The sequence below is a fragment of the Carboxydocella sporoproducens DSM 16521 genome (assembly GCF_900167165.1).
Classification (GTDB): Bacteria; Bacillota.
The window spans coordinates 151948-173530 of record NZ_FUXM01000001.1 but is presented as its reverse complement, the minus strand read 5'-3'; the positions used below and the strand labels follow the sequence as shown (position 1 = coordinate 173530).

Sequence of the window (21583 nt, the reverse complement as noted above, 5' to 3'; positions counted from 1 at the left end):
AGCGGAGGCGATGATAATGAAGATAATAGATGTTGTTTTTTCGGCAGGATTAACCGGATTCTTCTTTGATGACCAGAAAGCCATTAAAGCCGGAGCTCAGCCTGATGGCGGTACTTACCGGGGTCAACCTCTGACCCCGGGTTTTTCCGCTGTCCGGCAGCGGGGTGAATCCATTTCCATCATGTTAATGCTGGAAGATGGACAGATTGCTTTTGGCGATTGCGCTGCGGTACAGTATTCGGGAGCAGGGGGCCGGGATCCCCTTTTTCTGGCCAGAGATTTTATTCCTCTGCTGGAGGAAGAGGTAAAGCCCCGGTTGCTGGGTCGGGAACTGACCGCTTTTCGGCCCCTGGCCCAGGAATTTGACCATTTTATCCGTCCCAATGGGGAGAGACTGCATACTGCTCTGCGCTATGGTATTACCCAGGCCCTGCTGGATGCCGTAGCCAGAGCCCACAGGGAGACCATGGCGGAAACCATCGCCCGGGAATATGGGACTCAACTGGTTAACGCTCCTGTACCGATCTTTTGTCAGACGGGGGATGAAAGGCATAACAATGCCGATAAGGCCATTGTAAAAAGGGCTGATGTGCTCCCGCATGGACTGATCAATAACGTGGAGACCAAACTGGGCAAAAATGGAGAGCTGTTACTGGAATATGTAGAGTGGCTGCGGAAACGGGTAGAGGAATTAGGCCAACCCGGTTACCGTCCTGTTTTACATATTGATGTTTATGGCACCATTGGCCTGGCTTTTGGCCATGATACCAAACGGATGGCAGCTTACCTCAAGGAACTGGAGGCGGCAGCACGGCCCTTGCAGCTGCGCATTGAAGGGCCGATGGATATGGGCAATAAACCGGACCAGATGCGGGCCCTGAAGGACCTGAAACAGGAACTGACTGACACAGGCTGTACGGTGGAAATTGTGGCCGATGAATGGTGTAACACCCTGGAGGATATTATAGAATTCACCGATCACCAGTCAGCCCATATGGTGCAAATCAAAACACCGGACCTGGGAGGCATCAATAATACCATCGAAGCGGTCCTTTATGCCAAAGCCAGAGGTATGGGAGCCTATCTGGGCGGTACCTGTAATGAAACTGACCGTTCGGCTCAGGTCTGTGTGCACATCGCCCTGGCTACCAATCCCGATCAGATGCTGGCCAAACCCGGAATGGGAGTGGATGAAGGCCTGATGGTGGTGTATAATGAAATGGCCAGAACCCTGGCTATATTGAAAATGAAAGGGAAAATTTAGGTCAAGAATTTCGTGTAAAGGAGGAACGCCTGTGGGCAAGGTGGGCATAACCACCACGGTGCCGGTGGAAATAATTTACGCAGCAGGAGAGATACCAGTGGATCTCAACAATATCTTCATTACCAGCCCTGATCCCATGCAACTGGTGGAAGAGGCAGAAGTAGCCGGTTATCCCCGCAATTTGTGTGGCTGGATCAAGGGCATCTACAGCACCGTTCTGGCCAACCGGGAAATTGACCGGGTGATTGCTGTGACCCAGGGGGATTGTTCCAATACCCACGCTCTGATGGAGACCCTGCAGGTCCAGGGGATTAAAACCATACCTTTCGCCTTTCCCTACGATCGGGATCGGGACATGCTCAAACTGCAAATGGAAAAACTGATGGAGGCCCTGGGGGGAGTAACCTGGGACCAGGTCAATGCTACCAAACAGCGGCTGGACCGCATTCGCCGCAAGGTGGCAGAAATTGACCGTCTGACCTGGGAAGGCCAGCAGGTGAGCGGGTTTGAAAACCATCTTTTCCAGGTGTCCTGCAGTGACTTTAATGGGGATCCCGATACTTTTGAACAGCAAGTGGAAGCATTCCTGGCGGAAGTCCAGCACCACAAGGTGATTGAAGAGGATGTGCGCCTGGGCTATATCGGTGTACCCCCCATTTTCTCCGATATCTATCAATTTGTAGAGGAGCTGGGAGCCCGGGTGGTCTATAATGAGGTGCAAAGGCAGTTTGCCATGCCTTTTGCCACTGAGGATATCGTGGAGCAGTACCTGCTCTATACCTATCCCTATGATATTTTTGCAAGGCTGGAGGATATCAGTCGGGAAGTGGAACGGCGCAATCTGGATGGGATTATCCATTACACTCAGAGTTTTTGCTTCCGTCAGATTGAGGATATAATCATCCGGGAGAAGCTGGATATCCCTGTTTTGACTCTGGAAGGAGACAAACCGGGGCGGCTGGATGCGCGCAGTAAAATGCGGCTGGAGTCCTTTATCGAGATGTTGAGGTGAAATCGATGTTACTGGGACTGGATTTAGGCAGCCGGCAGGCTAAACTGGTGCTGGGCCCGCGGCAGGCAGGCTGGCAACCGGGGGAGCCTCTGCCGGAGTTGAGTTTTCACCGCTACGATACTATCCTCTTTTATCGCCAGTACGGCCGTAAAGTGGCAGAAGACCTGGCGGTGGATTTCGCTGCTCTGGGTCTGCCGCAGTTTGAAGCCATTGTTTCCACCGGCTATGGGCGCAATACCGTAAAAATAGCTGGTGGTAAAACGATTCCGGAGCTGAAAGCCCACATGCTGGGAGCAATGGCTCAGACCGGGTTGCAGGATTTTACCCTGCTGGATTTAGGAGGCCAGGATAGTAAAGTCATCGCTGTCAGCCGGGGGAAAATGCGGGATTTTGTCACCAATGACAAGTGTGCGGCCAGCTCCGGCCGCTATCTGGAAAACATGGCAGCGGTTCTGGGCATTAGTCTGGAGGAACTGAGTCAGTATGCCGATAACCCGGTGGAGTTGAGTTCTACCTGTGCTGTTTTCGGGGAATCGGAATTGATTGGCCGGATTGTTGAGGGCTATTCCGTTGCCGAACTGGCGGCAGGAGTGAACTATACCATTTTCCGGCGGGTCCAGCCTATGCTAAAACCTTTGTTAGGGAAAGGTCCACTGGTTTTCACCGGCGGGGTGGCCTTTAACCGGGCCCTCGTTACTATTCTGGAGCGGGAGCTGGGGGTAGAGGTGGTTATTCCGCCGGAACCGCAGATGAATGGCGCTATTGGTTGCTGGGTGGAAGCCCAATTACAGACAGAGAAGGAGGTTAACTGATGAAGTTGACAGTGCTGGGCTGCTGGGGCCCCTATCCCCGGGCTGGTGGTGCCTGTTCCGGCTATCTGGTTCGCTCCGGGGACACAGCGATTCTGCTGGATTGTGGCAATGGCGTTTTCGGCCGTTTGCGGGAACATATGGACTTCTGGCAGCTGACGGCAGTAATCATTACCCACTGGCATCCTGACCACTGGGCTGATTTGCATTGTATAAGGCATGCTATCGCAGGTGCCATTCGGGAAGGGAGGCGGCCAGGACCGCTACCAGTGTATGCACCCGTCGAACCGGCGCAGTTGTTTGAGCAGTTTGTTGCCTACCAGGAAGCCTTGCAGCTGATAGCAATTCCGGCTGCCGGAGGGCAGGCCAGGGCCGGCCAGCTGGAACTGAAATTTTTCCCGGTCAGCCACAGTTTACCTGCTTATGCCGTGCGGCTGGAAGCTGAAGGCAAAAGCCTGGTCTATACCGGGGATGCCGCATACAGCGAGGAATTGGCTGAATTCAGCCGGGAATGCGGACTGTTGCTGGCTGAAGCCAGTCTGCAGGTAGAGCATGAAAGCAAAGGTCAGGAACTGGGCCATCTTAGCTCCCGCCAGGCCGGACAGCTGGCCCGGCAGGCTGGGGCAGGCTTCCTGCTGCTTACCCATCTCTGGCCGGAATTCAATGCTGCCCTGTCACTGAAAGAGGCCAGAGAAGTCTTTAGTGGCCGTCTGGATCTGGCCCGGGAAGGGCGGAGCTGGACGGTGGAGGGGAGGTAAGGTAAGGAAGATGAAGGAGATGCGCATCTTGTCTCCTACTGCTATTTTAGGCTATGGCTTTCCGGAGGAAAGTTTTCGCCGCGGGTTGGAGTATCGGCCCCACTTGATCGCTGTGGATGCCGGTTCCACTGATCCGGGACCCTATTATCTTGGGGCAGGGGTATCCTTTACTGACCGGCGGGCGGTTAAGCGTGACCTGAAGCTGATGCTGACAGCCGGGCTGGCAGCCGGGGTTCCAGTGGTGGTGGGCACTGCGGGCGGTTCCGGAGCCACTCCCCATCTGGAGTGGACAGTGGATATCGTCCGGGAAATTGCCCGCGAAGAAGGTTTGCGTTTTCGGCTGGCAGTAATCGGTGCTGAACAGAGCCGGGAACAGGTTCAGACCTGGCTGGCAGCAGGGAAAATAACTCCTTTGCATCCGGCTCCTCCCTTAACTGCAGAAGCGGTGGCAGCCAGCAGCCATATAGTGGCACAGATGGGAACAGAGCCTTTCATTGCAGCCCTGGCAGCAGGGGCCCAGGTGATCATTGCTGGACGGGCCTATGACCCGGCGGTGTTTGCTGCTCTGGCCATCAAGGAGGGGTTTGATCCCGGCCTGGCCATCCATCTGGGTAAAATTCTGGAGTGTGCAGCCATCGCAGCTGTGCCGGGCAGTGGCAGTGACTGCATGTTCGGCTGGTTGCGGGAAGAACACTTTGAGGTAGAACCCTTGAGCCCGGAACGGCGCTGCAGCGTCACTTCTGTTGCGGCTCATACCCTGTACGAAAAAACCGATCCCTATCGCTTGCCAGGGCCAGGAGGAATACTGGATTTGACAGCTACCCGCTTCACCCAGGTCGGTGAACGGCGGGTACGGGTTACAGGGAGCAAACATAACCCGACTCCTTTGGCCTTCAAGCTGGAAGGGGCAAGGCAAATGGGCTACCGCACCGTTAGTATTGCCGGGGCCCGGGATCCCATTTTCATTGCGCGGCTGGATGAAATCCTGGCTGGAGTGCGGCAGCGGGTAAAGGATAATTTCCGCGATATACCCGGCAGTGAGTATTTCCTGCACTTTAATATCTATGGCCGCAATGGGGTAATGGGACCACTGGAGCCCACACCTACCATCACCTCCCATGAAATCGGAATAGTTATCGAAGCTGTAGCGCCAACCCAGGAGCTGGCCAATACCATTTGCGGTTTTGCCCGTTCCACCCTGTTGCATTACGGTTATGAAGGGCGGATTTCCACTGCCGGCAATCTGGCTTTTCCGTATAGCCCTTCCGATTTCAAGGCGGGTCCGGTTTACCAGTTCTCCCTCTACCATTTGGTGCAGGATGTAAGCTGGCAGGAACTGTTTCCCATTCACTATGAGGAAATCGGGGGTGGCGGCAATGGCTAAATACCGGTTGACGGAGCTGGCCCGGGTGATCAGGAGCAAAAACTCCGGCCCCTATGAACTGACCCTGGATATTATGTTCAAGGATGAGGAAACCTATCAGAAAGTGAAAGCATCCCGATTTTTTACTCCGGAGCTCTTCGCTCGCCTGTACGGGGTTAAACAGGAGGATATCATCGCCTTTGTAGAATTTGACCCGGCAGCAGCCATCAAATGCACCCTCAAGCGCCCCCTGGCTTCGGGGGACCTGGGAGAAACCGATGTCTACGGGGCCCAGCAGCATGGGCCTTTGCTGGAATTGGAACTGAATCTGGACTAGAAAAACAAGCCCTCAGATAGCCTGGCTAACCTGAGGGCGAATTACTATTTATCTTTTACCAAAAAAGTAGATGGGTTCAGGGAGGCCGTAAACTGACATTCCCTTATCCAGTCTGTCTTGACCCTTTTTGAAAGTATGGGTGCGTACATAGAGGTTTTCAGCCGTTTTGCCAGTACCTGGCATTATCTTCTTCCAGAGGTCGGAAGGAGCACCGGTATGGCACTTGGCGCAGAGATCTTCCGGCTTGGCTCTTAAGCTGCCGGCCACTTTATCGCGCTTATGCGGGTTATGACAGGTGGTACAGGTAATATTCATCATAGTGGTTTGATAATGTTTGGACTGAATAAAACCTTGATATTGTTGATGGTGCTTGTTCTCTTCATATACTCCGGCTGTGACGGACTTATCATCCACGATAAAGAGGTTTTGCAAATCTCCGGTGTAAGGAGCACTGGCTGGATCTTCAGGTTGAACACCGGGGATAATTACTTCTTCGGGATACCACTTTGTCCAATCATCCCAGGGTTTCCAGGAAGTATTAAGGGTAGGAGCGGGGAAATCTTCCCTGGGTTTGCCCTGTCTGGATTTATACTTATCGTTTTCCAGTCTGATGTGGCAGTAGCCGCAGATTCTGGCCTGTTCCTGTTTTGATGCTTTGGCCGGGTTGAAAATATCAGCTTTATTTGCGGTTACGACGTGGGCGGAACCAGGTCCATGGCAGGCTTCACAGCCAACATTCAGTTCAGCCCAGGCTACTTTGGTAGCGCTGGGATTAGCCTCATCATAGCTTAAGATTTTATAACCGGTGGAATGGCAGGTGATACATTGAGTGTCCCAGTCATTTGCATTTCCATAATTTTCCCATTTCCTGGTAACGGCGTTAAATTGTTTATTCATCAGCTGGTAACCGCCGGTTTGCGGGTTTTTAACCAGATAGCGCTGTTTCCAGCGGGAGCCAATGACCATGACCACATCATCAAAAGTGAAGGGGGTTTTAGTGGCATTCCCGATAGTCGGACCCTGGTTGCCAGCGTCGTCATAAGTCCAGCTTAAAACAGCGTCGCGCAGGATACCTTGTTCTTTGGGTTGAATCATTTTGCTATGGTAGGTTTCCTGCCAGCCTTGATAATAAGCGGTATGACACTGACCACAGCGTTTGGAACCGACGTATTGCCGGGCAGCCAGCGGAACCGGTTTAGGAGGTTGAGGCTTTACTGCAACTGTTCTTAATTTGGCAATTTGCTGTAAAAGATTTTCAGCCTCATTCTTTTTCATGATTGACTGGAGATTGAGGGTGTTGCCCTGTACCAGCCCCTTTTTGACAAAAAGGGCAACTGTGTATTTCATTTTTGCTGGTACTTTTCCTCTATCCTTATACTTTTTTAATAAGTTATCAGCTTCTTTGCCCAGTTTTTGCGCTTCCTGGGTCCAGCCCAGAGCATTTGCCAGGTAGAGATAAGCTTCACCCCGGGTAAGAGATGAATTTGGGCTGTTTACTTTCACTTTTACTTTCAGGATTTGATTTGCGCTGGCAGCGAAATCTTTTTCTTTATAAGCTGCTACAGTTGTTTTAGGTTGATTTGAAGTAGTTGATTTGGTTTGCGAGGTTGTTCCGGTTTTCACGTTCGTTGGCTGGCTAACAATTTTGTACCCGTTGGCTTTAAATTTTTGGCCGAAAGCATTCAGGGCGGGCAACTTACTGAGATCATGGCAGTCAGCGCATGTCTTGCCGGTTGTTGAGGAAAACTTGGTACTGCCTGAAGCTCCGCTGAAGGCCAGCAAGGATGAGAGAACAAGGAAGAGTCCGATTAGAGCCGCTTTTTTGTTATGCATAACACCACTCCTCTCTGTTAATTTTTTGACAATTTTATTATTACAGACAATAGTAGCCAGGTCAATGCTTTTTACAGAAGTTAGAATTGAAAGAAAAAGTCGACATAATATTCATATGCTCACATTTATTTGTTTTTGCTTCTTTAATATAATATTATTAAGAAAATGAAGAGTATGAAGGTGAAAGGAATGGAAAGGGAAAAACTCGGCCGCTACCTGGCAGCAAAACCAAATATTCTATTTGCCTTTCTTTTTGGCTCCTGGGCCCGCGGGGATGCGCGGGAGGACAGTGATGTGGATATTGCTGTATATCTAAAAGATCGGGATTACGATATACTGGAATATTTGGACTGGAAAAGGGACCTGGAGGAGATTTGCGGTCGTACAGTGGATTTGGCTATCCTGAATGAGGCCACTCCTTTACTCAAATATCAGGTCTATCTGGATGGAGTATTGTTGTTCAGCAAGGACGATATCCTGGCCAGTAATTTCCTGGTCAGAGCCTTGTTCGAATATGAGGATATACGGCCTTATCTGGAATTGACCTACAAACGCATGATAGAGAGAATACGCCAGGAGGTGAAAGGAAATGGTGAGACGGGAAGTACTAGCGAAACGGCTGGAGCAACTTAATTTATCAATTGAAAAAATTAATAGATACCGATATCTAACAGATGAAGAATTTTTAGCCGATGAAATTGCTCAGGATGTGGTTGAGTACAACTTGTTTATTGCCATCAATATGATTGTGGACATGGCTACGCACATAGTTGTTGATAACAATATGGGTCGCCCGCAAAAAATGGCGGACGCTTTTGATATTTTGTACCGTGAAAAACTTATTAGTAAACAGCAAAAAGATATATTTCAAAAGATGGTAGGATTTCGTAATATTCTTTCTCATGAGTATTTAAAAATAGACAAAAAAATTGTATTTGCGATAATGAAAAAGCATCTTGATGATTTCAAAAATTTTATTTTAATGGTAAATGAAAATTTTATGCCCAAACAGGAGCTCTAAGGGAGTGACCACAAATGGCTGTTCTGCCCATGTATGAATACTTGATGTATGCCGCCTATTTTGCCCCCCGGGGCAAACAGCGCCTGCTGAACCTGGGCAACAATATCGGGCAGCGGTACTTGAGCCCGGAGGACCGCATTATAGGTTTGATCGGGGATGCCGGGGCTGGCAAATCCCTCTTGATTCGCGGCATGTTTCCTGGCCTGGAACTGACCAATGATGATGATGGCATCAATGTGCGGCCTTTGCCTCTGATCAGGGACTGGGAGCAAGGGCATTTTCGCACCCGAACCTATCATCTGGATGTTCGGTTTGAGACTGCTTTTACCCAGCTCTGGCAAATTGCTGAAGCGGTGAAAGCGGCAGTACGGGCCGGTCGGCGGGTGGTAATCGAGCATTTTGATCTGCTGTATCAGGCACTGGGGTTTAATGCGGAAATCCTGATCGGGGTTGGGGAGGAAGTGATTGTTACCCGCCCGGGAGTTTTTGGACCCTATCCCCAGGATATAGCCAAAATCGTTTTCCGTTCACTGAAATACCGGAAGATGGCCCACAGCGCCGAGGACCTGGTGGCTATGGTGCTGGAGGAAATGGGGCTCAAAAAACCGGAAGTACATAGTGATATCAAACACGGCTTTGTCCTGGAATTTGCGGAAAAACCCAATATCGACCTGGCAGAGGTGGAAAGAAAAGTTAATGAACTGATTGCCAAAGACCTGCCAATTTGTTATCATGGTGAAGATCACATCAAGGTAGGAGAGGAAGTGCGGGAATGTACCGGGCCGCGCATTCACATGAAACGCACCGGGGAAATTCAGGGTTTCCATTTATTGAAGGAATTTAGATGGGACCCTGTGCGCAAGCTGTATGTAGTAGCAGGTCTGGTGGGACGGCGGGAAGAAAATCCCTTTGCCCGCACCTACCTGGACGAGTTTATGATCATTCCCTTAGAAGAAGCGCGGGAATGGGATAAAGGATAGGAGGATGTCCATGGAACAATTGCTCTGGCAGCGGGTGGATGGCAGAAAACCCGATGATTTGCGACCACTGAAAATCACCCGCAACTATATCAAACATGCGGAAGGTTCAGTCCTGGTAGAACTGGGAGATACCAGGGTGATTTGTACCTGTACAGTAGAGGATAAAGTACCTCCCTTTCAGAAGGGAACAGGCAAAGGCTGGATTACAGCCGAGTATGCCATGTTGCCGCGGGCTACTCATCAGCGCAGCCAGCGGGAAGCGGTCAAAGGCCGCATCGGCGGGCGGACTTATGAGATCCAGCGCCTGATCGGCCGGGCCCTGCGAGCGGTGGTGGATCTGGATTTACTGGGTGAACGGACCCTGACCCTGGATTGTGATGTGATTCAGGCCGATGGGGGAACCAGGACCGCTTCTATCACCGGTGCCTTTATCGCCCTGGCTGATGCCCTGCAGGGTCTGGTAGAGGCAGGCACTTTGCCTGGTCTGCCTTTGCGGGATTATCTGGCAGCCGTCAGTGTGGGCAAGGTGGAAGATCGGCTGCTGCTGGATTTGTGCTATGAAGAGGACAGCCGGGCCCAGGTGGATATGAATGTGGTAATGACCGGCCAGGGCTTACTGGTGGAAGTACAGGGCACAGCGGAGGATACCGCTTTTCCCCGGGAGGAATTGGACGCACTGCTGGATTTAGCCAGCAAGGGGATTGCGGAAATGGTGGCTTACCAAAAACAACTGGTGGTGTTAGGATAGTGGGTAAACTGGTGATCGCAACGGGAAACAAGGGAAAACTGGAGGAAATCAAGGCTTTGCTGGCAGGGACTGACTGGGAAATCAAAAGCCTGACCGATTTTCCCCATTTGCCGGAAGTGGTGGAAGATGAGCTGACTTTTGAGGGCAATGCTCGCAAAAAGGCCCTGGAAATAGCCAGGGCTACAGGTTGCTGGGCTCTGGCCGATGATTCCGGGCTGGAGGTGGCAGCTCTGGGGGGAGCGCCCGGCGTGCATTCGGCTCGCTATGCCGGTGAGGTTAAGGATGATGCCCGCAATAATGCCAAATTACTGGAAGAACTGGCGGGAGTGCCTTTTTCTGACCGGGAAGCCCGTTTTCGTTGTGTGATGGCTTTAGCCCATCCGGAACGCGGGGTAGTGGCAGTTACCGAGGGCAGCTGTCCTGGCATTATCCTCTGTGAAGCCAGAGGAGAAGGGGGCTTTGGTTATGATCCCCTCTTCTACCTGCCGGAAAAAGGCAAGACCATGGCTGAGCTGAGCCCGGATGAAAAAAATGCCGTCAGCCACCGGGGCCAGGCTTTGCGCAAAATGATAAGTGAACTGGAACGACTGGCCAGGGCAGGTGAGTAATTATGAAAATCCTGGTTTTCAGTGATACCCATGGTCGCTGGCAGTTATGCCGTGAGGTACTGGACAGGGAAGGCAGGGCTGATGCTATCCTGCATGCCGGGGATCATTATGATGATGCGATTGCCCTCAGCCAGGTAATCGAGGTGCCGGTGTACGGAGTGAAGGGAAACTGTGATTGGGCAGGGCCGGAGGAGAAAAAGCTGGTCCTTGCTGATGTACCCCTTTTGCTCCTGCATGGTCATCGTTATGGAGCCAAGTCAGGGCTGAGCTCCCTTTATTACAAGGGCCAGGAGGAAGGGGTAAGGATTGTAGTATTTGGCCACAGCCATATACCGGTTCAGGAGGATGACGGGCAAGTTTTGCTGTTCAACCCCGGCAGCCTGGCCAGACCGCGCACGGGTTCTCCTTATGGCAGCTATGGTCGCCTCTGGCTGGAGCAGGACGGGATACGAGTTGAAATTGTCGAATGGCGGCCCTGAGATTTTTCTGAAATTTATTTGCGTATCTTGACAGAATCATGTAAAATAAATATATGCCGTTTAAAGACTGGCTAAAAAACTACATAATCTTAAGGGGGAGCATTAGTTGATGAAAGCCACAGCCCAAAAAATAGAAAAGAACCTGGTACAACTGGATGTGGAAGTACCGGCTGAACGCTTCAGCCTGGCGCTGGATCAGGCCTATCGGAAACTGGTGAAAAAAGTGAATATCCCCGGCTTCCGGAAAGGAAAGGCGCCGCGGTTCATTTTTGAAAGATATTTTGGCAAGGAAAGCCTCTATAATGAAGCTCTGGATACCTTGCTGGCAGATGCCTATTTCCAGGCCGTTATGGAGACTGAAATTGAGCCCATTGACCGGCCACAGGTAGAACTGGTGCAGGCAGAAGAAGGTCAACCGCTGATCTTCAAGGCTACTGTTCAGGTAAAACCGGAAGTGGAACTGGGTCAGTATACTGAACTGGAAGTCAATAAGCCTGAAGTCAATGTAACCGATGAAGATGTGGAAAAGGAACTGGCCCAGCTGCAACAGCGCTATGCTAAAATCCAGACTGTGGAAGATGGCACTGTGGAAAAAGGCGATGTCGCTGTCATCGACTTTGAAGGCTTTATCGATGAGGAAGCTTTTGCTGGTGGCAAAGGGGAGGACTATCCCCTGGAAATCGGCTCTGGTACCTTTATTCCTGGCTTTGAGGAGCAGCTGATTGGGGCCCGGGTGGGCGAGACCAGAGATGTGAAAGTAACCTTCCCGCAGGAGTATCATGCCGAAAACCTGGCCGGTAAGGATGCCGTTTTCAAAGTTACTGTCAAGACCATCCGCCGCAAGGAATTGCTGCCTCTGGATGACGAATTTGCCAAAGATGTCAGTGAATTTAATACTCTGGAGGAATTAAAAGCTGACATTCGGAATAGACTATTGGAGACCGCAGAAAAGAATGCGGAAGCCTCTGTCCGCAGTCAGGTAGTGGAAAAGGCGGTTGCCAATGCCAAAGTGGAAATTCCGGCAGTGATGATTGAAAACCGCCTGGAAAACATGGTGCAGGATATGTCTGAGCGCCTGCAGCGGCAAGGTCTGACTATGGAAGACTATCTGCGTTACACTGGTTCCACTATCGAGCAGGTAAAGGCCGACCTGCGTCCGGAAGCGGAAAAATCTGTGCGCACCGATCTGGTTCTGGAAGCTATTGCCCGCAAGGAAGCTATTGATGCCACTGAGGAAGAAGTTACTGCTGAACTGGAAAAGCTGGCCAAAATTTATAACCAGGGTGTGGAAGAACTGCGCACAGCCTTTGAACGTTATGGCTCCATGGATGCGTTGAAAAATAGCATAGCTTTTGAAAAAACTATCAAGTTCCTGGTGGAAAAAGCCAAAATAGCTTAGGGTGGGAGGACAAGGCGGCTGTGTAATGCCGTCTTGTTTGCCCATTTACCCATTTAAGAGTAGAATGAGGTGATAACAAATGAGTTATTTGGTACCAATTGTGGTGGAACAGACTAATCGCGGTGAGCGCTCCTATGATATTTATTCCCGCTTGCTGAAAGACCGGATTATCTTCATTGGTGGTCCCATTGATGACCACATGGCCAACCTGGTCATTGCCCAGATGCTGTTCCTGGAAGCGGAAGATCCGGACAAGGACATTCATCTGTATATCAATTCCCCGGGTGGGGTTGTAACCGCTGGAATGGCAATTTATGATACCATGCAGTATATCAAACCCGATGTATCCACTATCTGCCTGGGCCAGGCAGCTTCCATGGGGGCTTTCCTGCTGGCTGCCGGGGCCAAAGGTAAGCGCTTCGCTTTGCCCCAGGCCCGGATCATGATCCATCAGCCCCTGGGCGGTGTACAGGGCCAGGCCACTGAGATTGAAATCCATGCCCGCGAGATTTTGCGCATGAAGCAGGTATTAAATGAATTGCTCTCCCATCACACCGGCCAACCACTGGAGAAAATCGCTGTCGATACCGAAAGGGATTTCTTCATGTCAGCAGACCAGGCTAAACAGTACGGGATCATCGATGAGGTGATTACCCGTAAGAAGTAAACTTTGAGGTGATATTTTATGTACAAATATGATGACAAAGGCCAACTGAAGTGTTCCTTCTGCGGCAAGTTACAGGATCAGGTCAAGAAGCTGGTGGCTGGCCCCGGGGTATATATCTGTGATGAATGTATAGAACTGTGCAATGAAATCATCGAAGAGGAATTGCACGAGGAAACGGAATTCGAACTGGGTGATATCCCCAAACCCAGAGAGATCAAGGAGATCCTGGACCAGTATGTCATCGGTCAGGAGGAAGCCAAAAAAGCCCTGGCCGTGGCAGTCTATAACCACTACAAGCGCATCAATCTGGGAGGCAAAATTGATGATGTGGAACTGCAAAAGTCCAATATCATCATGATCGGCCCTACCGGTAGTGGTAAGACGTTGCTGGCTCAGACTCTGGCCCGGCTTCTCAATGTGCCTTTTGCCATTGCCGATGCGACCAGTTTGACGGAAGCCGGTTATGTGGGTGAGGATGTAGAGAACATTCTCCTCAAGCTGATCCAGAATGCCGATTATGATATCGAGCGGGCGGAAAAAGGGATTGTCTATATTGATGAAATCGATAAAATCGCCCGCAAGTCCGATAACCCCTCCATTACCCGGGATGTATCTGGAGAAGGGGTACAGCAGGCCCTGCTGAAAATTCTGGAGGGGACTACTGCCAGTGTGCCCCCGCAGGGAGGACGCAAACACCCCCATCAGGAATTCATTCAGCTGGACACTACCAATATCCTCTTTATCTGCGGTGGTGCCTTTGATGGTCTGGACAAAATCATTCAAAACCGGCTGGCCAAGAAAACCCTGGGCTTTGGGGCGGAAGTCAAGTCCCGGCAGGAGCGCAACATCGGTGAGCTGCTGCGGGAGATCCTGCCCGAGGATTTGCTCAAGTACGGCCTGATTCCGGAGTTTGTCGGGCGGCTGCCGGTGATTGTTACCCTGGATGCCCTGGATGAAGAGGCTCTCGTCCGCATCCTGACTGAGCCCAAGAATGCTCTGGTCAAGCAGTACCAGAAACTTTTCGAGCTGGATGGCATCGAGCTGGAGTTTCAGCCGGAAGCCCTGCGGGTAGTGGCTCAGGAGGCGCTCAAGCGCAATACCGGGGCCCGGGGGCTGAGGGCTATTATCGAAGATATCATGCTGGATGTCATGTACGAAATTCCTTCGCGGGATGACATCGAAAAAGTGGTTATCACTGCTGATTGCATTTTGAAGAAGGAACAGCCCTTGATTATTACAGCGGAAAAGAAGAAAAAGAAAAAAGGCGTTACAGCCTAAAGATTAAAATCACCTCTGGCTGGTAATAATATCTAAGTAGACCAACCGGAGGTGATTTTTTATGAATTCCATTGGCATCAGTGGCATTGTCGGCTTGATTCAGCTTTTTTTTGCCATTGTGATCGGACTCTACTTTTTGAACTTGCTCAAGGCCCAGCAGGGCACCAAAATTGCGGTCAACCGGGAAAGCCGGAAGGAAATGGAGAAACTCCAGCAGCTCAGGCGCATATCCCTGACTGAACCCCTGGCGGAAAAAACCCGTCCAACCCGCTTCGAGGAAATCATCGGCCAGGAAGAAGGTTTAAAAGCTCTGCGGGCAGCTTTGTGCGGACCTAATCCCCAGCATGTTATCATCTATGGTCCGCCGGGGGTAGGGAAAACCGCAGCAGCGCGGCTGGTGCTGGAAGAAGCCAAACGCAATCCCCTTTCTCCCTTTGGACCGGAAGCTACCTTCACGGAACTGGATGCCACTATCGCCCGTTTTGATGAACGGGGCATTGCCGATCCCCTGATCGGCTCAGTCCATGACCCGATCTACCAGGGGGCTGGTCCCCTGGGCATGGCGGGTATTCCACAACCCAAGCCGGGGGCAGTAACCAAAGCCCACGGAGGGATTTTGTTTATTGACGAAATCGGAGAATTGCATCCGGTACAAATGAATAAATTGTTAAAAGTCCTGGAGGACCGCAAGGTTTTTCTGGAGTCAGCCTATTACAGTGCGGAAGATGGCAATATCCCTTCCCATATTCATGATATCTTCCAGAATGGACTGCCAGCGGATTTTCGTCTGGTGGGAGCCACTACCCGCCTGCCCCAGGAATTGCCTCCGGCTTTGCGTTCCCGCTGTATGGAGGTTTTTTTCCGGGCCCTGCTGCCTGAAGAAATAGGGGTCATAGCGGCCAACGCGGCAGAAAAAATCAAGATGCCTGTGGAAGCAGGGGCTGTGGATGTGATTAAAAAGTATGCCACCAATGGCCGGGAAGCGGTCAATATGGTGCAAATCGCTGCCGGTCTGGCTTTGACCGAAGGACGCAATCTGATTCGGGTGGCGGATGTGGAATGGGTGGTTAACAGCGGCCAGTACAGTCCCCGGCCGGAGAAAAAAATCCCCCCGGCGCCCCAGGTGGGTCTGGTCAATGGACTGGCTGTCTATGGACCGGGCATGGGTACCGTAGTGGAAGTGGAAGCCACGGTAATTCCCGTCACTCCGGGGACGGGGCGGGTGCTGATGACCGGTCTGGTGGAAGAAGAAGAACTGGGGGGCGGGGGCAAGACCCTGCGCCGCAAATCCATGGCCCGGGCTTCGGTGGATAATGTCCTAACTGTTCTTCGCCGTTACCTGGGGATTGAGGCCCTGGATTATGACATTCACCTCAATTTCCCCGGGGGCACTCCTATCGATGGACCTTCAGCCGGAATCAGTATCCTGACCGCTATTTATTCGGCAGTGCGCAATTTGCCGGTGGACAATCGGGTAGCCATGACCGGAGAAGTCTCTTTAAGAGGTCTGGTGCGGCCAGTAGGTGGAATTGTGGCCAAAGTGGAAGCTGCTCGCCAGGCCGGGGCAGAAAAAGTGCTGATTCCCCAGGATAACTATCAGCAGCTGCTGGCGGAAATCAAAGGTATTGAAGTAATCCCGGTTAAACACATTTCCGAGGTCATCCGGCATGCTATCCTGGTGCGAGAAGAAAAAAGCCAGGGTCAAACCCTGGCGGCCATGTCATTGTAGTTTTACCCAGTACCAGCCGGTTTTGTCCGCAATTTGCTTGCCGTTGCTGCCAGTCATGCCGGCCAGCAACACCCGGTTGGCCTGGCCTAATAGTTCGGAAGGTATTTGCCATTCCAGTCCCTTTTCCTGCCAGTGAAAGGGGACTTTTTTTGTTGCCAGGTTGTACGCAGCAGTTGCCCAGAGTACCCTTGCCTTATCCCCCTCCAGCAGCAGATGGGCCAGAGGATGCTGATCCCGGTAAAGCCAGAGGTATAAACGATAGGAACTACTGCGTTCAGGGGTTCCATAGAGCTGTAAGTTAGCAGTCCAATCTGAGGCTGTGGGCTGGATGGCAAGGGCTTTGATATCTTCGCCTGGCTTTAGCCGTACCCGGACATGGTCCAGCTCGCCGTCTGGCATAGTAAAGGGCAGGTTGTAATCGGACCAGGACAGGAAAATTTCCGAAGCTCGCAGAAAGCCTTTCAGATATGGTTCCATCACCGCCAGCTGGGAATGGTGGGCAGCCAGAGCCTGGTCCTTGGCAGTTTTGGCTTCATTATTTAACTTCAGTCTTTCCCAGTTAAATTCCGGTCCGACCAGGCGTGGAGGCGGTTCTGCCTCCCGGTTTGGTTCTGCTGCCCACAATGCCGGCCAGGCCACATGGTGGACCAGGTAGGTATGGCGCCTGACGGGCAGCTGTAATTCCTGCAGGGCTATTTCGGTAAAGGTGCCTACCGCCCAGTGGTCGGGATGCTCATCAGCCGGAGTCGGATAGAAGATATCCGTAGGTTGAAAAGCCCGAATTTCTGCCTGCAGGGACTGGAGCAGATTTTCTCCTGTATAACTCAGACCGGGCTGTCTGGCCTGGGGATAGGGGACTTTATCGGTACGCACTCCGCCACTGAGCCGGGGTTTTTGCCAGGATTGTTCCCAGAGGAAACGCAGGCCTCCATCAGGAAAACCCAGGTAGACGGCTTGCTGGTCAGGTTTAAGACCCAGGCGGGTCAGTCCTTGCCTGCTTTCCTGCCACCTCTGCAGGCCGAGACGGAAAAAATCAGCTGCAGTCGGTTCTATTTTACCGCTGCTGTGTTCACAGGCCAGTTTAAAACTGTCGCCCATAGTTACCACGATTACTTTGACGGGCAGGCCCTGGGCGTGAGCCATCGCCAGCAACCCCCCGGTGGCCAGCACCTCATCATCAGGATGAGGTGCGATCACCAGCAGGCGCTGGTTTGGATTAAGCTGCAGGGGCGTATAACCGACCTGTTCTGATTTGAACAGAGCAGCAGCGGTGAAAATAACCTGGGGTTGCCACCACCAGAGCAGGCTGCTGACAGCAGTAGCCAGTAGAAAAAGCAAGAGGGGATATTTCAAGCGGTAATTGACCATTGTTAGCCCTCCCTTACAAGGGCTATTATATCATATCAGGCCGATTTTGTGGGCAAGAGGCTGAAAGAGTCTGGTGACAAATTGATCCAGATTAGGTAAAGTTAGTGCCAGAGCTGCCAGCATTAATAAGCCAATTCCGCTTAACCAGAGCAGGCTGAGCAGGATTTTTGCGGTACGGGAACTTTCCTGTTGCCAGAAACGAAAAACTGCAGGTAAGCTGGCAGCCAGAATCGCCAAAAAACTGAACCAGAGCAGTGCACTGGGGGTCATCTCGTTTCCTCCCTTGTAAAGGATTGACTGGTAAGGCCGATATTTTCCAGATTGACATTGACCTGAATCAGGATCTGGCTGCTGGCAATCAGGTCAGGCCAGTTCTTTTCATATTGATGCCAGAGGTGATGCTGCTGGCGATGGAAGGTTTTGCCCAGGCCCAGCGGGTCAACCTGCCAGTGTTTGAATTTGTTAATGGTGCTGTTGAGGCGGATGGTCAAATCCCGGGCCAATAATTTTTCCACTTTTTTATAAGCTTCAGGGTCAGCTAAATTGATATGGGTTTGTTGTTCTGTTAAATTGGCTTTTAGTCTGATCTTAAGTTTAAAGGTTAAGGGCCGGGATTTGACCAGTTCCTTGCTGCATTCGGCCAGGCGAATCTGTACTGTTAATTTCTTGTTGTTTCTCAGGTCAATGGTGATTGCCCCGTTTTTGATTTCATTGATCAACCACATATAAGCCCGCATTTCATTGACCGATAAAAACCCTTTCAGTCGAGAATTGTCAAAAACAGCCAGTCCCCCGAAAACAGGATTCTGTCCTTTCAATTCCAGTAAACCCAGGACCGGAGTTATTTCCGGATCGATCCATTGATTAATGAACTGATATAGTCTGAGGCTATAGCCACCGGAAGTGGTAGCCAGAAACCCGATTTGCTGGGCCATGGAAGTTTCAAATTGCGGTCTGGCAGCCAGAAATCTGGCTGCTGAACCTTTAGTAACAAAAAGCCAGACATTTTCCCGGATTTCCGGGTAACGGGTGAAAAAATCCAGCAGTTTGCCCGGATTTTCTCTGGCCAGATCTTCGTTAATCAAAACCGCAATAACATGCCCCCAGTAGAGTTCCCGGGATACCGAGAGGGATAAATTGCGGGCCGCAGCAAAAATCGTTTCCCCACTGCTGGAAACCAGGATCCGGCGCTGGGTTGGGGCTACTTCCCTGGCACTTTGTTCAGGTTTTATTACTTCTGCCGTCAGGCGCAGGGTGTTACCGGGGCCGGGGTCGATGGCCAGGCCCAGTGCTACTGCGCGGCGGTTTAATTCTTTAATACTCCAGCAGCCGCTATTAAGAAGCAGCAGAAAAATCAGGAGGGGAAAGAGCAGTTTACGGCCTGCCAGCCATAACAGCAAACAAAAGGGAATGACAAAACCAAAGGTCAGCAGGGTATAGACTGGCCAGATGCCACCCAGAAAGGCAACCAGCTGGGAAATATTATCATAGAGAAAATAATTGGATGCTACCATTAGAGGTAATAGCAGCAAACCAATAGTTACTTCCCGGCTTTTGAGATTAAAAATATCCTTGATAGCAAAACAGGTCAACCAGTACCAGATTGCCAGTTTAACGAATACTGTAAGAATCCAGAAGGAAAGAAAAAGGGATTCCAGTCTTTCCAGGAAATTAAAAAGGGAAATTACCCTGGCTCCACTCAAAGTTGGGAAAACCAGTTTACGGACATATAAGGGGCCGAAAATGGAAACAATCCCGATAACATTTATGGTAAACAAAAATCCACAGATGGCTATGATTCCATAGCCAATTTTTCGCCCCCGTCTTTGGGTTTGTTGATTACCATGATAGATGAGAAAAGATAGACAGACTATTTCCGCAAACCAGCTGGCAGGAGTAACTGCACCTTTCAGCACCGGCAAAAAGCCCCGGTCCAGAAAGGGAAGCAGGTTATCAAACTGATAATTAGGTAAAGCCAGGAGAGCTAAAATTACGAAAAATATAAAAGAAACAGGCAGAAAAATTTCTGCAGTCCGGGCCAGGGTATGAATTCCCAGGTTCAGGCAGTAGAGAATGGGAACCAGAATGGTCAGGAAAAAAATCATTTTAGGCGTTTCCGGCATAAAGACCGCCACCAGGATGGTAGTAAATTCTTGAAAGACTTCAATGGTAACATGGAAGAACCAGAAAGCATAGCCAAGACCAATAAGCCAGCCCAGTTTGCCCCATGTCTGGCGCAGGATGCTCAGTAAATGTTGACCGGGATAATAAGATTGGAGTCTGATCTGGATTTCGGCCAGCAAGAAGCCGGCCAGAGTAGCCAGTATAGCAGATACCCAGCTGTCATTCAGGGCATGATGGGTGGTAATAGCCGGTACGAACAGAATAGATGTGGAAAAGATAGCGGAAACGCCCAGCAGAATCGCTTGCCAGGGAGTCATGTTTTTTGCCTCCTGTTAAACCAGATGGGTACCCGCAGAATAAAATCCTTCAAACCTTGAATATTAAGGGGGGCGATCGGTGACATATAGGGCTGTCCGAAAGAATGCAGGCTGGTAACATGCAGCACTATCATTATTACCCCAAGCATAATGCCATAAAGGCCAAGGATAGCTGCTAAAGCTAACATGGGGAAGCGCAAAAGCCGCATAGCGATAGCCAGGGGGTAATTGCCGGCAGCAAAGGATGCAATACCGGTAACTGCCACCATGATTACCATGGCAGGAGCTACCAGGCCAGCCTTGACCGCTGCTTCACCGATAACCAGAGCCCCGACAATACTGACAGCCTGACCCACGGCCCGGGGTAAGCGCACCCCGGCTTCCCGCAGGGCTTCGAAAGAAACTTCCATGATCAATGCCTGGACAAAGATGGGAAAAGGGACGCCTTCCCGTTGTTGCATAAAATTCAGGAGTAAAACAGTAGGCAGCATTTCCGGATGAAAGCTGATTACCGCCACAAAAAGGGAAGGCAACAGCAAGGACAAAAGCAAGGAAGCCAGACGAATAGTACGAATCAGTGAAGCAATGGGATAGCGTTCATAATAATCCTCATTGGCCTGCCAGAACTGGTTAAAGGTAGTGGGGATAATCAGCACAAAAGGAGTGCCGTCACATAAGATGGCCACCCTGCCCTCCAGCAAATTGGCTACCACCCGGTCAGGCCGTTCAGTATGGGCGATTTGGGGAAAGACACTGTATTTGTTATCTTCAATAAACTCCTCCAGATAACCTGACTCCAGGACGGTAGGCAATTTGATGGCCTGCAGGCGTTTTTTTACTTCCAGGACCAGATCGGTGCGGGTGGTGCTGGTCAGATAGATAACAGCGACTTTGGTCGGTGCCAGGTCACCGATTTCCATTAATTCCACTTTCAGGTCGACAGTATTGAGCCGGCGCCGAATCAGGCTGATATTGGTCAACAGATTTTCCACAAAACCTTCCCGGGGACCACGGACTACTGTTTCCGATTCCGGTTCAGTTACCTGACGATCAGGATAGCCTTTAACTTCCAGGCCATAACAGGAACGCTGGTTTTGCAATAAAAGCAAACAGCTACCATTGAGTAGGGCCGGAATGGCTTCCTGCCAGCTATCGTATTTTTCCAGAGCATGGATGGTCAGGAGGGATTCATAATTAATCATTTCCAGTTTGGGTAGATGCAGAAGAAGGGGAGCAAGAACCTGGTCACTGACGGTCTTTTTAGTGACCAGGGACTCAAAAAACACCAGGGCCCCTTTACCATGGCGGGTATGAAAGGTTCGGATTTGCAAATCGGAGCTGGGGCTGAAAAGATTTTCAAGGAATTTGATATTTTTTTCTAATAGAGTGGAAATTGTGGGATTTGCCATATCCTGCTCACCTCCCCCATTATTATGTACTGTTTGTTTGATGAAAAATCTTATGATAGAATATACTAACGATAGTGTCA

General features: G+C 50.8%; 21 protein-coding genes. 16 read left to right on the top strand and 5 right to left on the bottom strand.

Annotation, left to right across the window (positions count from 1 at the left end; all coding sequences use genetic code 11):
- Positions 1 to 16 precede the first annotated feature (16 nt).
- Genes B5D20_RS00850 through B5D20_RS00825 form a run of 6 tightly spaced genes read left to right on the top strand, consistent with a single transcriptional unit; the run spans position 17 to position 5543 of the window.
- Positions 17 to 1264: a methylaspartate ammonia-lyase gene (locus tag B5D20_RS00850; protein ID WP_078664322.1), complete on the top strand. Its 1248-nt coding sequence runs from the start codon at positions 17 to 19 to the stop codon at positions 1262 to 1264.
- A gap of 31 nt (positions 1265 to 1295) precedes the next feature.
- Positions 1296 to 2276, top strand: a complete 981-nt coding sequence (locus tag B5D20_RS00845; protein ID WP_078664321.1) for a 2-hydroxyacyl-CoA dehydratase family protein — start codon at positions 1296 to 1298, stop codon at positions 2274 to 2276.
- Positions 2277 to 2281: 5 nt separating this feature from the next.
- On the top strand, positions 2282 to 3088 hold the full coding sequence (locus tag B5D20_RS00840; RefSeq protein WP_078664320.1) for an acyl-CoA dehydratase activase: 807 nt from the start codon (positions 2282 to 2284) through the stop codon (positions 3086 to 3088).
- Complete coding sequence (locus B5D20_RS00835) at positions 3088 to 3843, top strand: MBL fold metallo-hydrolase (RefSeq protein WP_078664319.1); 756 nt, start codon at positions 3088 to 3090, stop codon at positions 3841 to 3843. Before B5D20_RS00840 ends, B5D20_RS00835 begins: the two co-directional genes overlap by 1 nt.
- Before the next feature lie 10 nt (positions 3844 to 3853).
- On the top strand, positions 3854 to 5227 hold the full coding sequence (locus B5D20_RS00830; RefSeq protein WP_078664318.1) for an acyclic terpene utilization AtuA family protein: 1374 nt from the start codon (positions 3854 to 3856) through the stop codon (positions 5225 to 5227).
- Positions 5220 to 5543, top strand: coding sequence for a DUF4387 domain-containing protein (locus B5D20_RS00825; RefSeq protein ID WP_078664317.1), 324 nt, complete (start codon positions 5220 to 5222; stop codon positions 5541 to 5543). The genes B5D20_RS00830 and B5D20_RS00825 overlap by 8 nt, the downstream gene beginning before the upstream one ends.
- Positions 5544 to 5591: 48 nt before the next feature.
- Here the strand turns inward: B5D20_RS00825 and B5D20_RS00820 are convergent, their stop codons facing one another.
- Positions 5592 to 7376 (bottom strand): cytochrome c3 family protein, encoded by a 1785-nt coding sequence (locus B5D20_RS00820; protein WP_107752999.1) that lies wholly within the window; start codon positions 7374 to 7376, stop codon positions 5592 to 5594.
- A gap of 189 nt (positions 7377 to 7565) precedes the next feature.
- Between B5D20_RS00820 and mntA the strand changes: the two genes are divergently transcribed.
- The 10 genes from mntA (at position 7566) to lonB (ending at position 16285) form a co-directional block, all read left to right on the top strand.
- Positions 7566 to 8009 (top strand): type VII toxin-antitoxin system MntA family adenylyltransferase antitoxin, encoded by a 444-nt coding sequence (gene mntA, locus B5D20_RS00815; protein ID WP_078664316.1) that lies wholly within the window; start codon positions 7566 to 7568, stop codon positions 8007 to 8009.
- Complete coding sequence (gene hepT / locus B5D20_RS00810; RefSeq protein ID WP_078664315.1) at positions 7966 to 8397, top strand: type VII toxin-antitoxin system HepT family RNase toxin; 432 nt, start codon at positions 7966 to 7968, stop codon at positions 8395 to 8397. Before mntA ends, hepT begins: the two co-directional genes overlap by 44 nt.
- 14 nt (positions 8398 to 8411) lie before the next feature.
- Complete coding sequence (locus tag B5D20_RS00805; protein WP_078664314.1) at positions 8412 to 9377, top strand: alanyl-tRNA editing protein; 966 nt, start codon at positions 8412 to 8414, stop codon at positions 9375 to 9377.
- Between the two features lie 4 nt (positions 9378 to 9381).
- Complete coding sequence (gene rph / locus B5D20_RS00800) at positions 9382 to 10125, top strand: ribonuclease PH (protein ID WP_278308341.1); 744 nt, start codon at positions 9382 to 9384, stop codon at positions 10123 to 10125.
- Entirely contained in the window at positions 10125 to 10733 is a 609-nt protein-coding gene (locus tag B5D20_RS00795; protein WP_078664312.1) for an XTP/dITP diphosphatase, read from the top strand. Before rph ends, B5D20_RS00795 begins: the two co-directional genes overlap by 1 nt.
- Positions 10734 to 10735: 2 nt before the next feature.
- Entirely contained in the window at positions 10736 to 11212 is a 477-nt protein-coding gene (locus B5D20_RS00790) for a metallophosphoesterase family protein (RefSeq protein WP_078664311.1), read from the top strand.
- 109 nt (positions 11213 to 11321) lie between these two features.
- Positions 11322 to 12611: a trigger factor gene (gene tig, locus B5D20_RS00785; RefSeq protein ID WP_078664310.1), complete on the top strand. Its 1290-nt coding sequence runs from the start codon at positions 11322 to 11324 to the stop codon at positions 12609 to 12611.
- A 79-nt stretch (positions 12612 to 12690) separates the two neighbouring features.
- Positions 12691 to 13278, top strand: a complete 588-nt coding sequence (gene clpP / locus B5D20_RS00780; RefSeq protein WP_078664309.1) for an ATP-dependent Clp endopeptidase proteolytic subunit ClpP — start codon at positions 12691 to 12693, stop codon at positions 13276 to 13278.
- 18 nt (positions 13279 to 13296) lie between these two features.
- Positions 13297 to 14556: an ATP-dependent Clp protease ATP-binding subunit ClpX gene (clpX, locus tag B5D20_RS00775; protein WP_078664308.1), complete on the top strand. Its 1260-nt coding sequence runs from the start codon at positions 13297 to 13299 to the stop codon at positions 14554 to 14556.
- A gap of 61 nt (positions 14557 to 14617) precedes the next feature.
- Complete coding sequence (lonB, locus tag B5D20_RS00770) at positions 14618 to 16285, top strand: ATP-dependent protease LonB (protein WP_078664307.1); 1668 nt, start codon at positions 14618 to 14620, stop codon at positions 16283 to 16285.
- Here lonB and B5D20_RS00765 read toward each other — a convergent pair.
- Genes B5D20_RS00765 through B5D20_RS00750 form a run of 4 tightly spaced genes read right to left on the bottom strand, consistent with a single transcriptional unit; the run spans position 16277 to position 21503 of the window.
- Entirely contained in the window at positions 16277 to 17653 is a 1377-nt protein-coding gene (locus B5D20_RS00765; RefSeq protein WP_078664306.1) for a PIG-L deacetylase family protein, read from the bottom strand. The two genes, lonB and B5D20_RS00765, sit on opposite strands and share 9 nt — an antisense overlap.
- Positions 17654 to 17683: 30 nt before the next feature.
- The gene (locus B5D20_RS00760; RefSeq protein WP_078664305.1) at positions 17684 to 17923 is read right to left on the bottom strand and encodes a hypothetical protein; all 240 of its coding nucleotides are present in this window, start codon (positions 17921 to 17923) and stop codon (positions 17684 to 17686) included.
- Positions 17920 to 20094: a Ger(x)C family spore germination protein gene (locus B5D20_RS00755; RefSeq protein WP_078664304.1), complete on the bottom strand. Its 2175-nt coding sequence runs from the start codon at positions 20092 to 20094 to the stop codon at positions 17920 to 17922. Before B5D20_RS00755 ends, B5D20_RS00760 begins: the two co-directional genes overlap by 4 nt.
- Positions 20091 to 21503 carry a spore germination protein gene (locus tag B5D20_RS00750; RefSeq protein WP_159071807.1) on the bottom strand — a complete coding sequence of 471 codons (1413 nt, stop codon included), beginning with the start codon at positions 21501 to 21503 and terminating at the stop codon, positions 20091 to 20093. The genes B5D20_RS00755 and B5D20_RS00750 overlap by 4 nt, the downstream gene beginning before the upstream one ends.
- Positions 21504 to 21583 lie beyond the last annotated feature (80 nt).